The following is a 12,098-nucleotide window of genomic DNA, read 5'->3' on the forward strand; positions in this document are numbered from 1 at the left end:
AATGAATACCGAAGGACTCACGGAAGTTGCAGTAAAAGAAGCTCAACCGGTGGTCGAGCAAATCACCGAGACCCCGCCGGAATTGGAGCCTGCGCCACCCGCGCCGGCGGCCGAACCTGCGGCGGTGGTGCCGGCTATTGCCATTCCGGGCCTGGATGACAGCAGCCTGTACATCCACCGCGAGCTCTCGCAACTGCAATTCAACATCCGCGTGCTCGAACAGGCGCTGGACGAGTCTTATCCGTTGCTGGAGCGCTTGAAGTTCCTGCTGATCTTCTCCAGCAACCTCGACGAATTTTTTGAAATCCGTGTCGCCGGCCTGAAGAAGCAGATCACCTTCGCCCGTGAACAGGCGGGTGCCGACGGTCTGCAACCGCATCAAGCGCTGGCGCGGATCAGCGAGCTGGTGCACGGTCATGTGGATCGGCAGTACGCGATCCTCAACGACATCCTGTTGCCGGAGCTGGAAAAGCATCAGGTGCGTTTCATCCGTCGCCGCAACTGGACGGTCAAGCTCAAAACCTGGGTACGCCGCTACTTCCGCGACGAGATCGCACCGATCATCACGCCGATCGGCCTCGACCCGACGCACCCGTTCCCGTTGCTGGTGAACAAGAGCCTGAACTTCATCGTCGAGCTGGAAGGCATTGATGCCTTCGGTCGCGACTCCGGTCTGGCGATCATCCCGGCACCGCGTCTGCTGCCACGGATCATCAAGGTGCCGGAAGAAGTCGGAGGCCCCGGCGACAACTATGTGTTCCTGTCGTCGATGATCCACGCCCACGCCGATGACCTGTTCCAGGGCATGAAGGTTAAAGGCTGCTACCAGTTCCGTCTGACCCGAAACGCTGACCTCGCGCTCGATTCCGAAGACGTCGAAGACCTGGCCCGCGCCCTGCGTGGCGAGTTGTTCTCGCGTCGTTACGGCGATGCGGTGCGGCTGGAAGTCGCTGACACCTGCCCGAAACATCTCTCGGACTACCTGCTCAAGCAGTTCAACCTGAGCGAGAGCGAGCTGTATCAGGTCAACGGCCCGGTCAACCTGACGCGGCTGTTCAGCATCACCGGCCTGGACAGTCATCCGGAGCTGCAATACACGCCGTTCACCCCGCAGATCCCGAAACTGCTGCAGAACAGCGAAAACATTTTCAGCGTGGTCAGCAAGCAGGACATCCTGCTGCTGCACCCGTTCGAGTCGTTCACCCCGGTGGTCGACCTGCTGCGTCAGGCGGCAAAGGACCCACACGTTCTGGCCGTGCGCCAGACCTTGTACCGTTCCGGCGCCAACTCCGAGATCGTCGATGCGCTGGTCGATGCCGCGCGTAACGGTAAGGAAGTGACGGCGGTGATCGAGCTGCGTGCGCGCTTCGATGAAGAGTCCAACCTGCAACTGGCCAGCCGTCTGCAAGCGGCCGGTGCGGTGGTGATCTACGGCGTGGTTGGCTTCAAGACCCACGCCAAGATGATGCTGATCCTGCGTCGCGAGGCCGGCGAGATCGTCCGTTACGCGCACCTCGGCACCGGTAACTACCACGCCGGTAACGCCAAACTGTACACCGACTACAGCCTGCTGACTTCCGACGACGCCTTGTGCGAAGACGTCGGCAAACTGTTCAGTCAGTTGATCGGCATGGGTAAAACCCTGCGCATGAAGAAGCTGCTGCATGCGCCGTTCACGCTGAAGAAGGGCATGCTCGACATGATTGCCCGCGAGACCCAGTTCGCCGTCGAAGGCAAACCGGCGCACATTATCGCCAAGTTCAACTCGCTGACCGATCCGAAGATCATCCGCGCGCTGTACAAGGCCAGCCAGTCCGGTGTGCGCATCGATCTGGTGGTGCGCGGCATGTGCTGCCTGCGCCCGGGGATTGCCGGGGTTTCGCACAACATCCACGTGCGCTCGATCATCGGTCGCTTCCTGGAGCACACGCGGGTGTTCTACTTCCTCAATGGTGGCGATGAGCAGATGTTCCTCTCCAGTGCCGACTGGATGGAGCGCAACCTCGACAAGCGCGTCGAGACTTGCTTCCCGGTCGAAGGCAAAAAGCTGCTGACCCGGGTGAAGAAAGAGCTGGAGTTGTACCTGACCGACAACACCCACAGCTGGAGCCTGCAGTCGGATGGCCGTTATATCCGCAACACGCCGACCGGCAATCAGAACCCGAGGAGTGCGCAGGCGACGTTGCTGGAACGGTTGGGTAGTCCGATTTTGCCGGTGAGCAGTTGAGGCCTTGAAGGTCACAAGCCCCTCATCGGAACGCCGCCCGCCTAACCCTCTCCCGGAGGGAGAGGGGACTGACCGAGGTGTCTTACGCTATACGCCGACCTGAGAAATCGAGTCGAACTCAGGATTTGAAAAGTCCACAAATCGGCTCCCTCTCCCTCGGGAGAGGGCTGGGGTGAGGGGGAAGGTTCACCTCTGTACTCAAGTCGAACCCAATAAAAAGGCGATCCCAACGGATCGCCTTTTTTATGCCTGCCCGTTACTCAGTGAACAGTAAGCACAATCCCCACCCGCGTCAGCCACTCCGCCTCAAGCCCGAAATCCGCCTGAGTCAGCTGATTCTCATCCAGCCAGTTCTCCGGAAACTCCACATCCAGGTTGTCACCCTTCGCATGCAGCACCACCTGCGGCATCGTCTGGGTGCCACGAATGTGATGGAACAGGATCGCAAAGCGCAGCAACACGCACAGGCGGATCAGCTTGTCGCCGTCGTCACCGAAATCGGCAAATTTGTCCTTGGGAATATTGCGGCGATGGCCGCGCACCAATAGCGCGAGCATCTGTTGGTCTTCGCGGGAGAAGCCCGCAAGGTCCGAGTGCTCGATCAGGTAGGCGCCGTGCTTATGGTAGTGATAGTGCGCGATGTCGAGGCCGACTTCGTGCACTTTCGCCGCCCAGCCAAGGAGTTCGCGCCAGATGCCGTCATCCAGCTCCCAGTCCACCGCAACCTGATCGAACGCGTGCAAGGCTTTGCGCTCAACCCGTGCCGCCTGCTCCAGGTCGACGTGGTAGCGCTCCATCAGCGAGGTCAGGGTGCGCTCGCGCACGTCTTCGTGGTGATGGCGGCCGAGCAGGTCGTACAGCACGCCTTCACGCAGCGCGCCGTCGCAGTGGTCCATGCGTTGCAGTTCGAGAGCATCGAAGATCGCTTCGAGAATCGCCAGACCCGCCGGGAAAATGGTCCGGCGATCAGGCTTGATGCCCTCAAAATCGATCTTGTCGACGTCGCCGAGCTTGAACAGGCGACGCTTGAGCCAGGCCAAACCTTCGGCGTTCACTTCGCCGGTGCCATGGCCGCCGGCCTTCAGTGCCAGGCCGATGGCGCGGATGGTGCCTGAGGAGCCGATGGCTTCATCCCAGGTCAGGCGATGCAGGGCGTGCTCGATGCTCATGATCTCCAACCGCGCCGCCGTGTACGCCTGGGCGTAGCGGGCCGGGGTGATCTTGCCGTCCTTGAAGTAGCGCTGGGTGAAGCTGACGCAGCCCATTTGCAGGCTTTCGCGCAGCAACGGCTCGAAGCGCTGGCCGATGATGAACTCGGTACTGCCGCCGCCGATGTCGGCGACCAGGCGTTTGCCCGGGGTGTCGGCGAGGGTGTGCGACACGCCCAGATAAATCAGCCGCGCTTCTTCGCGGCCGGAGATGACTTCCACCGGATGGCCGAGGATTTCTTCGGCGCGGTGGATGAACTCGAGGCGGTTGCGCGCTTCGCGCAAGGCGTTGGTGCCGACGATGCGCACGGCGCCCAGCGGCATACCGTTGATCAGTTGGGCAAAACGTTTGAGGCAATCGAGGCCGCGTTGCATCGATTCTTCGTTGAGCTTGCGCTCGTCGTCGATGCCGGCAGCCAGCTGAACCTTCTCGCCGAGGCGCTCGAGAATGCGGATTTCGCCGTTCTGGGCCTTGGCCACGACCATGTGAAAGCTGTTGGAGCCCAGGTCGATCGCGGCGATCAGGGACAGATTCTTGGCTTGGGATTGCGGCATGGTCAGGGGGTCTCGGTCGATAACCTCGACATCGTGCCACGATCAAACGCTGGCGCCAACGCGCACGGTTCAAACCGTTGATTCAGCGCAGAAAGTCTGCAGATCGCGGCGCGGCCATTCGCGAGCAAGCTTGCTCCCACAGGTGAGCGCATTCCAATGCGGGAGCGAGCTTGCTCGCGAAGAGGGCATCACTGCCTCAGAAGATCTTCAGGCTGTCGCTTCCACCGTGCCAATAAAGTTCGCCAACTCCGCCGTCTGTGGATTGGCAAACAGCACCTTCGGATCGCCCACCTCATGCACCTTGCCATGGTGCATAAACACCAGTTTGTCGCCGACCTCGCGGGCAAAGCGCATTTCATGGGTGACCATGATCAGCGTCATGCCTTCCCTGGCCAGTTGCCGCACCACGCTGAGCACTTCGTTGACCAGTTCCGGGTCGAGCGCCGAGGTGATCTCATCGCACAGCAACACTTTCGGCGACATCGCCAATGCCCGGGCAATCGCCACGCGCTGTTGCTGGCCGCCCGAGAGGCGATCCGGGAAGGCATCGAATTTTTCTCCAAGGCCAACCCGTTCGAGCATCTCCCGCGCCAGCTCTGCAGCCTTGGCTTTCGGCACTTTCTGCACCACTTGCGGCGCGAGCATGACGTTTTCGCCCACGGTCAGGTGCGGGAACAGATTGAACTGCTGAAAGACCATGCCGACCTTCTGCCGCAGGCTGCGCAGATCGGCGCGGGCAGCGTCGAGGTATTCGCCGTCGACTTCGATCACCCCGTCGTTGATCGACTCCAGGCCATTAAGTGTGCGCAGCAGGGTGGATTTGCCCGAGCCGCTGCGGCCGATGATCGCCACCACCTGGCCTTCCTCGACGCTGAGGTCGATGCCTTTGAGCACATGGTGTTCGCCGTAGTATTTATGCAGGGCGGAAATTCTAAGCAGAGGCATGCAGTCTCCTTTCCAGGTAGCGCGCACTGAGGGACAAGGGGTAGCAGAGCAGGAAGTAGCCGAGGGCGACGAGGCCGTAGACCATGAACGGTTCGAAGGTGGCGTTGGCGAGCATGCCGCCAGTCTTGGTCAGCTCGGTGAAGCCGATGATCGAGGTCACGGCGGTGCCTTTGACCACTTGCACCGAGAAACCCACGGTCGGCGCCACGGCAATGCGCAGCGCTTGCGGCAGGATCACGTAGCGCAGTTGCTCCAGCGGATTGAGCGCCAGACTCGCTGAGGCTTCCCACTGGCCATGGGAGATCGACTCGACGCAGCCGCGCCAGATCTCTGCCAGATAGGCACTGGTAAACAAGGTCAGGGCAATCGCTGCGGCCATCCATGGCGAGATTTCGATCCCTGCCAGCGCCACGCCGAAGAACACTAGAAATAGCTGCATCAGCAGCGGCGTGCCCTGGAACAGCTCGATCCAGGTGCGGGCGATGCTGCTCGACACAGCGTTTTTCGAGATGCGCATGATCAGGATCAGCAGCCCGACAATCCCGCCGCCGATAAACGCCACCAGCGACAGCGCCAGCGTCCATTGCAGGCCGACGAGCAGGTTGCGCAGGATGTCCCAGAAGGTGAAGTCACTCATGCGCGGCTCCTGCTGATGTAGCGGCGACCGATCCAATTGAGCAATTGGCGAATCAGCAACGCCATGCACAGGTAGATCAACGTGGTCAGCGCGTAGGTTTCAAAGGCGCGGAAGTTGCGCGACTGAATGAAGTTGGCGGCGAAGCTCAGCTCTTCGGTAGCGATCTGCGAACACACCGCCGAGCCGAGCATGACGATGATGATCTGGCTGCTCAGCGCCGGCCAGACCTTGCCCAGCGCCGGCAGCAGGACTACGTGACGGAACGCCTCGAAGCGGGTCATCGCCAATGCCGCCGCGGCTTCCAGTTGCCCGCGCGGAATCGCCTGAATGCCGGCGCGGATGATCTCCGTCGAATAGGCGCCAAGGTTGATCACCATCGCCAGCACCGCCGCCTGCCACTCGGAAATCTGCACGCCAAGCGACGGCAGGCCGAAGAAGATGAAGAACAACTGCACCAGAAACGGCGTGTTGCGGATCAACTCGACGTAGACGCCGAAGATCGCCGAGAACGGGCGGATGTTCCACGCTCGCACCAGCGCCCCGACAATCCCGACGCCAACCCCAAGCAGTGCGCCGATGGCCGTCAGCTCAAGGGTGAACAGCGCCCCGCGCAGCAACAGGTCGGTGTTTTGCACCACCGGCATGAAATCGAACTGATAAGCCATGAAGGTCTCCCGCGCAGTCGATCAGAGATCGGCCGGCAGCGGCTCTTTCAGCCAGGTCTGCGAATTCTTTTCCAGTGCGCCGTCAGCCTTGGCGGTGGTCAGGATGTCGTTGACCTTGGCCAGCAGCGCGGCTTCGTTCTTGTTCACGCCGACGTAGACCGGCGAATCCTTGAGCTTCACTTTCAGCGCCGGCACACGTTTCGGGTTCTTTTCGCTGATCGCGACCATCACCACGTTGCCGCTGGCGATCAGGTCGACCTGACCTGCGAGGTAGGCGGCGATGGTCGAGTTGTTGTCTTCGAAGCGCTTGATGGTCACGCCTGCGGGGGCGACTTTGCTCAGCTCGATGTCTTCGATGGCGCCCCGGGTGACGCTGATGGTCTTGCCCTTGAGATCGTCGAGGCTGGCGATCGCAGCGTCTGGCGGGCCGAACACGGCGAGGTAGAACGGTGCGTAGGCGCGGGAGAAGTCGATGACTTTCTCGCGCTCAGGGTTTTTACCGAGGCTGGAAATCACCAGATCGACTTTGCCGGTGGTCAGGAACGGGATGCGGTTGGTGCTGTTGACCGGGGTCAGTTCGAGTTTGACCTTGAGTTGATCAGCCAGCAGTTTTGCCGTGTCGATGTCCAGACCGCGAGGTTTCATGTCCGGGCCGACCGAGCCGAACGGCGGGAAGTCCTGCGGCACGGCGACTTTCAGGGTGCCGCGCTTGACCACGTCGTCGAGACCGTCGGCGTGAGCGGGAGCCTGGCTGAGCAACAAAGAGGAAAACAGGGCGGCGAGGAGGGCGCTGTAACGCTTGGTCATGGAAAATCTCCGGATCGGCGGGAAGTGATTTCTGCGTTCGGACAGAGCACGGGCCGTGCCAATACACGGCTTTCGTCGCGACAGGCCGCGGTTTCAGCGGCTTTGTTCGGTCTTACTGGTCTGAACAGTCAGGTTGTTTTTCGCACTGCTATCGCGCATCGGCGTGCCGCACCGAACCCCACTGGGGCACGACTTGCCGGACTCGGCGAATAGCTTTACAACTAGCCGCACATTGGCCTGGCGCGTCTGAAAAACCATGAATTCGATTTCCCGTGCGGTACCCGAAGTGGCGCTGCAAGCGATCCGCAAACTGATCACCGAGCAAGGTTTCGGCGCGGGCGATGCCTTGCCGTCGCAGCGGGATCTGGCGCTGCAACTGGGCGTGAGCCGGGCATCGTTGCGTGAGGCACTGTCGTCGCTGAGTGCGTTGGGTGTGGTCAGTATTCAGCCGGGCAAAGGCGTGTTCGTGCAGTCGCCAGTGGAGCTGTCGCGCGGCGATAGCGCGCCGGGGTGGTCGTTTGCAGCGCAGGCGTCGCCGCTGGACATCTTTCAATTGCGCTATGCGCTGGAAGGCTTTGCCGCAGGCCTGGCGGCGGTGACGTTGAGTACCTTCGATCTGGATGCGCTGGAAGACAACGTCGCGGCCATGCGCGAGCAATTGAAGGCCGGAGACTTTGATGCCGCCGCGAAACTCGACTTCGAATTTCACCGCCGAATCCTGCTGGCCAGCGGCAATCAGGCGATGCTGAGCATCCTCACCGCCAGCGCCGAGATGTTCCTGGAGAGCCAGAAACTACCGTTCATCCGTGCCGAGCGCGCCATGGAAACCTGGCAGGAACACCGCAAGATCCTCCGGGCCCTCGCGCGCCGGGCGTCGGGTGCGGCCCAAAAAGCCATGCAGGAGCACGTGCGCAACGCCGCCCTGCGCACTGGAATTTCCTTCATCGCCCCCGCCACGGCGTGACTTGAGCTATACCCAAACTCATCGAGTGCCATAGCAAGACTCAATCAACTGCGGCTTCCTGAACAGGGGAAGGGCGGCTATGATGGGCCACGTTTTTTTGCTTACAACCTGGAGAATTCCATGAGCAGCGATCTTATCAAACACGTTAGCGACGCTAGCTTCGAAGCCGACGTACTCAAGGCCGAAGGCGCTGTCCTGGTCGATTACTGGGCTGAATGGTGCGGTCCTTGCAAAATGATCGCTCCGGTTCTGGACGAGATTGCCGAGACTTACAAAGGCAAGCTGACCGTTGCCAAACTGAACATCGACGAAAACCAGGAAACCCCGGCCAAGCACGGCGTGCGTGGTATCCCGACGCTGATGCTGTTCAAGAACGGCAACGTTGAAGCGACCAAAGTCGGCGCCCTGTCGAAGTCGCAGCTGGCTGCTTTCCTCGACGCCAACATCTAAGCGTCGCTGTAAAGTGCCTGAAAAAAAGCCCCGCAATTAGCGGGGCTTTTTGCGTATTCAGGGCTAGACGCTCCGAAACTCAGGTGGTACATTCGGCCCCGCACTGGTTTCTCCATTGCCCCCTGCTAGCCGTCGCCGACGCACTCCTTTTCGAATTAGTTCGCGATCCTGTCGCCTTCTCCGCGGCGCGGCCTCATTAAGCCAAAAGCTTAATTTCCCCCCCTCCATAAATGATTACGTCATTCCTATATGAATCTGACTGAACTCAAGCAAAAGCCGATTACCGAACTGCTCGAATTGGCCGAACAGATGGGCATAGAAAATATGGCCCGTTCGCGCAAGCAGGACGTGATTTTCTCCCTGCTGAAAAAGCACGCGAAAAGCGGCGAGGAAATCTCCGGTGATGGCGTGCTGGAGATTCTCCAGGACGGCTTCGGCTTCCTGCGCTCCGCTGACGCTTCCTACCTGGCCGGCCCGGACGATATCTACGTCTCGCCAAGCCAGATCCGCCGCTTCAACTTGCGCACCGGTGACACCATCGTTGGCAAGATCCGCCCTCCGAAGGAAGGCGAGCGGTATTTCGCCCTGCTCAAGGTCGACACGATCAACTTCGATCGTCCCGAGAACGCGAAAAACAAGATTCTCTTCGAGAACCTGACCCCGCTGTTCCCGACCGTGCGCATGAAGATGGAAGCCGGTAACGGTTCCACTGAAGACTTGACCGGTCGTGTGATCGACCTGTGCGCCCCGATCGGCAAAGGCCAGCGTGGTCTGATCGTGGCACCGCCAAAAGCCGGTAAAACGATCATGCTGCAAAACATCGCAGCGAACATCGCCCGTAACAACCCTGAAGTTCACCTGATCGTGCTGTTGATCGACGAGCGTCCGGAAGAAGTAACCGAAATGCAGCGCACCGTGCGCGGCGAAGTGGTTGCCTCGACCTTCGACGAGCCGCCGACCCGTCACGTGCAGGTTGCTGAAATGGTGATCGAGAAGGCCAAGCGCCTTGTTGAACACAAGAAAGACGTGGTGATCCTGCTTGACTCCATCACCCGTCTGGCCCGTGCCTACAACACCGTGATCCCGAGCTCCGGCAAGGTATTGACCGGTGGTGTCGATGCCCACGCCCTCGAGAAGCCAAAGCGTTTCTTCGGTGCTGCGCGTAACATCGAAGAAGGCGGCTCGCTGACCATTATCGCCACCGCGCTGGTTGAAACCGGTTCGAAGATGGACGAAGTGATCTACGAAGAGTTCAAGGGTACCGGCAACATGGAGCTGCCTCTGGATCGCAAGATCGCCGAGAAGCGCGTGTTCCCTGCGATCAACATCAACCGTTCCGGCACCCGCCGCGAAGAGTTGCTGACCGCCGATGACGAATTGCAGCGTATGTGGATTCTGCGCAAGCTGCTGCACCCGATGGACGAAGTGGCTGCCATCGAGTTCCTGGTCGACAAGCTGAAAACGACCAAGACCAACGACGAGTTCTTCTTGTCGATGAAGCGCAAGTAATACGAAAGCTGTTTGAGAAAAGCGTCCGAAAGGGCGCTTTTTTTTGCCTTGGATTATTTGTATCTGGATTGAAGTTTGTGCGGCTGATAACTTCGCGCCTTCAAGGGATTTTGTATCCAGAACAGGTAAGGTTTTTTCATGCACACGTTTGGCAATCGCCGTGATATCGACGGATTACGGGCTCTGGCGGTAATTCCCGTCGTACTTTTTCATTTCGGATTCAGTACATTCAGCGGCGGTTTTGTCGGCGTCGATGTTTTCTTCGTCATTTCCGGTTTCCTGATCACCGGTATTCTGTTTCGAGAAATCAGCGCGCAGCGTTTCAGCTTCATTGATTTCTGGGCCCGTCGGGCTCGTCGGATCATCCCGGCACTGACAGTGGTCATGGTGGTCACGCTGGCGTTGGGCTGGTTGCTGCTGACTGCCAAGGACTATGCCGAACTGGGACGAACGGTGCGTTATCAGTCGCTGTTTATCTCCAACATTCTGTTTATGCGCGAAGACGGCTACTTTCAGCCGGCTTCTGACCTGAAACCGCTGCTGCACACCTGGTCGCTGGCGGTAGAAGAGCAGTACTACATTTTTTTCCCGTTGCTGATGGCCGTGCTGATTCGTTATGTCCGCCACTGGCGCTGGATGTTGTTTGCAGTACTGCTGGTATCGTTCGGCTTGAACATTCACTACATCGAGCACAAGCCGGAATTCACCTTCTTCTCGCTGCCGACCCGGGCCTGGGAACTGTTGTGCGGCGCAATGCTTGCGGTAACGCCGGCGCCGAAACAGCCCGTGCGGCCGTGGCTGTATCAAGCTGTCGGCCTCGCCGGGCTGTCAGCCGTGCTGGTTGCGGTGTTCACTTTTGACAAGTCCACAGTATTCCCCGGCTGGGCGGCCCTGCTGCCGGTGTTGGGGACGACGGCGCTGATCTGGTCGGGTGCACAAGGTGCGAGTTGGACGGCGCGACTGTTGAGTCTGCGCGTGCTGGTCTGGGTCGGTTTGCTCTCTTACTCGCTGTACCTGTGGCACTGGCCGGTCTATGTCTACGCCAATGCCATTTCGATCGACGGCATCCAGCCTGTGGAGGCCATCTGCTGGATCGCTCTGGCGTTGGGCCTTGCGTGGCTGAGCCTGCGCTATGTCGAGTTGCCGTTCCGGGAAAAGCGCCTGTTGGCTTCGCGCAATGCAGTGTTGGCCGGTGCGGTTGCGACAATCGCCGTGTTGGTGGCGACAGGGTCGGCGATCCGTTCGGCCGATGGTGTACCGCAGCGTCTGACCGGCAAGGCACTGGAATACGCACAGTCCCGTGAATGGCGGGCCGGGCAAATGAAATGCATGTTGGTCACCCAGGACAAATCACTGGACAAGGCCTGCCTGGTCGGTGGCAATGAAGATGTCCCGGCCACGCAATTGTTCTGGGGCGACAGCCACACCGCCGCGTTGCTCCCGGCCATCGAGAGCAATGCCCGTCGCGAAGGGCGCCCGGTATGGCTCTACAGCATGAGCGCCTGCCCGCCGATTCTCAGTGATGAGCCGCGCCAGCGCTGCAAGGATTTCAACGAGCAGACCATGGAGCGCGTGCGCAGCCTTGGGATCAAGGATGTGGTGCTGGCGTCCAACTGGAGTCTGTACATGTATGGCCGCGAGGACGGTGACAAAAAGGTTCTGCTCAATCCCCATGACGATACTGCCCAGGCCGAACAGCGCATGGCTGTTGCTCTCAAGGCGCGAGTGGCAGCGCTGAGGCAAGCGGGTGTGCAAGTCTGGCTGTTCAAGGAAGTGCCGTTGCAACGCAAAGGCATCATCAATCGCCTGACCAGCCTTGCGCGGATCGGGCGCTCGGCCGAAGGTCTTGGCCGTCCGCTCGAGGAGCATCTGGCGCGGCAGCGCTTCATCGGTATCTTGTTCGAATCCATGAGCGCTGCCGATCCTGGCGTGCATGTGATTGATCCGACACCGATGATGTGCGCGGGCGGGGTCTGCAGTATCGAGGTCAACGGTCATTCGCAGTACCGGGACGAAGATCACTTGTCAGACGCCGGCAGCGCCCGACTGAGCCCGCTGTTTGCGCCGTTGCTGCTGGGTGCGAGCCAGGATTGAGCGATGCCGGGCGCTGACGGGCTGCTGTTTGCCCGTC

Annotated in this window: 10 protein-coding genes; 5 read left to right on the top strand and 5 right to left on the bottom strand. The window is 60.1% G+C overall.

What is annotated here, in order from left to right:
• The first annotated feature begins 1 nt into the window (after nucleotide 1).
• On the top strand, nucleotides 2-2,227 hold the full coding sequence (gene ppk1, locus WA225_RS25745) for a polyphosphate kinase 1 (protein WP_422610165.1): 2,226 nt from the start codon (nucleotides 2-4) through the stop codon (nucleotides 2,225-2,227).
• Between the two features lie 260 nt (nucleotides 2,228-2,487).
• Here ppk1 and ppx read toward each other — a convergent pair whose 3' ends face one another.
• The 5 genes from ppx to WA225_RS25770 form a co-directional block, all read right to left on the bottom strand.
• The gene (gene ppx / locus WA225_RS25750; protein ID WP_422610166.1) at nucleotides 2,488-3,990 is read right to left on the bottom strand and encodes an exopolyphosphatase; all 1,503 of its coding nucleotides are present in this window, start codon (nucleotides 3,988-3,990) and stop codon (nucleotides 2,488-2,490) included.
• A 207-nt stretch (nucleotides 3,991-4,197) separates the two neighbouring features.
• On the bottom strand, nucleotides 4,198-4,935 hold the full coding sequence (locus WA225_RS25755; protein ID WP_422610167.1) for an amino acid ABC transporter ATP-binding protein: 738 nt from the start codon (nucleotides 4,933-4,935) through the stop codon (nucleotides 4,198-4,200).
• Nucleotides 4,922-5,572, bottom strand: a complete 651-nt coding sequence (locus WA225_RS25760; RefSeq protein WP_422610168.1) for an amino acid ABC transporter permease — start codon at nucleotides 5,570-5,572, stop codon at nucleotides 4,922-4,924. Before WA225_RS25760 ends, WA225_RS25755 begins: the two co-directional genes overlap by 14 nt.
• On the bottom strand, nucleotides 5,569-6,237 hold the full coding sequence (locus WA225_RS25765) for an amino acid ABC transporter permease (protein ID WP_150793753.1): 669 nt from the start codon (nucleotides 6,235-6,237) through the stop codon (nucleotides 5,569-5,571). Before WA225_RS25765 ends, WA225_RS25760 begins: the two co-directional genes overlap by 4 nt.
• Nucleotides 6,238-6,258: 21 nt before the next feature.
• Nucleotides 6,259-7,044, bottom strand: coding sequence for a transporter substrate-binding domain-containing protein (locus WA225_RS25770; RefSeq protein WP_422610169.1), 786 nt, complete (start codon nucleotides 7,042-7,044; stop codon nucleotides 6,259-6,261).
• A gap of 256 nt (nucleotides 7,045-7,300) precedes the next feature.
• Between WA225_RS25770 and WA225_RS25775 the strand changes: the two genes are divergently transcribed.
• From WA225_RS25775 to WA225_RS25790, 4 genes are all read left to right on the top strand, one after another.
• On the top strand, nucleotides 7,301-8,008 hold the full coding sequence (locus WA225_RS25775; RefSeq protein ID WP_422610170.1) for a FadR/GntR family transcriptional regulator: 708 nt from the start codon (nucleotides 7,301-7,303) through the stop codon (nucleotides 8,006-8,008).
• Nucleotides 8,009-8,128: 120 nt separating this feature from the next.
• Entirely contained in the window at nucleotides 8,129-8,458 is a 330-nt protein-coding gene (gene trxA / locus WA225_RS25780) for a thioredoxin TrxA (RefSeq protein ID WP_003206727.1), read from the top strand.
• 249 nt (nucleotides 8,459-8,707) lie between these two features.
• The gene (gene rho / locus WA225_RS25785; RefSeq protein ID WP_003229334.1) at nucleotides 8,708-9,967 is read left to right on the top strand and encodes a transcription termination factor Rho; all 1,260 of its coding nucleotides are present in this window, start codon (nucleotides 8,708-8,710) and stop codon (nucleotides 9,965-9,967) included.
• 138 nt (nucleotides 9,968-10,105) lie between these two features.
• The gene (locus tag WA225_RS25790; protein ID WP_422610171.1) at nucleotides 10,106-12,061 is read left to right on the top strand and encodes an acyltransferase family protein; all 1,956 of its coding nucleotides are present in this window, start codon (nucleotides 10,106-10,108) and stop codon (nucleotides 12,059-12,061) included.
• Nucleotides 12,062-12,098 lie beyond the last annotated feature (37 nt).

Source organism: Pseudomonas sp., assembly GCF_049300855.1.
GTDB lineage: Bacteria > Pseudomonadota > Gammaproteobacteria > Pseudomonadales > Pseudomonadaceae > Aquipseudomonas.

Coding starts and splice junctions, on each gene's coding strand:
- ppk1 (WP_422610165.1), top strand. CDS start 2: ATGAATACCGAAGGACTCACGGAAGTTGCAGTAAAAGAAGCTCAACCG.
- ppx (WP_422610166.1), bottom strand. CDS start 3,990: ATGCCGCAATCCCAAGCCAAGAATCTGTCCCTGATCGCCGCGATCGAC.
- WA225_RS25755 (WP_422610167.1), bottom strand. CDS start 4,935: ATGCCTCTGCTTAGAATTTCCGCCCTGCATAAATACTACGGCGAACAC.
- WA225_RS25760 (WP_422610168.1), bottom strand. CDS start 5,572: ATGAGTGACTTCACCTTCTGGGACATCCTGCGCAACCTGCTCGTCGGC.
- WA225_RS25765 (WP_150793753.1), bottom strand. CDS start 6,237: ATGGCTTATCAGTTCGATTTCATGCCGGTGGTGCAAAACACCGACCTG.
- WA225_RS25770 (WP_422610169.1), bottom strand. CDS start 7,044: ATGACCAAGCGTTACAGCGCCCTCCTCGCCGCCCTGTTTTCCTCTTTG.
- WA225_RS25775 (WP_422610170.1), top strand. CDS start 7,301: ATGAATTCGATTTCCCGTGCGGTACCCGAAGTGGCGCTGCAAGCGATC.
- trxA (WP_003206727.1), top strand. CDS start 8,129: ATGAGCAGCGATCTTATCAAACACGTTAGCGACGCTAGCTTCGAAGCC.
- rho (WP_003229334.1), top strand. CDS start 8,708: ATGAATCTGACTGAACTCAAGCAAAAGCCGATTACCGAACTGCTCGAA.
- WA225_RS25790 (WP_422610171.1), top strand. CDS start 10,106: ATGCACACGTTTGGCAATCGCCGTGATATCGACGGATTACGGGCTCTG.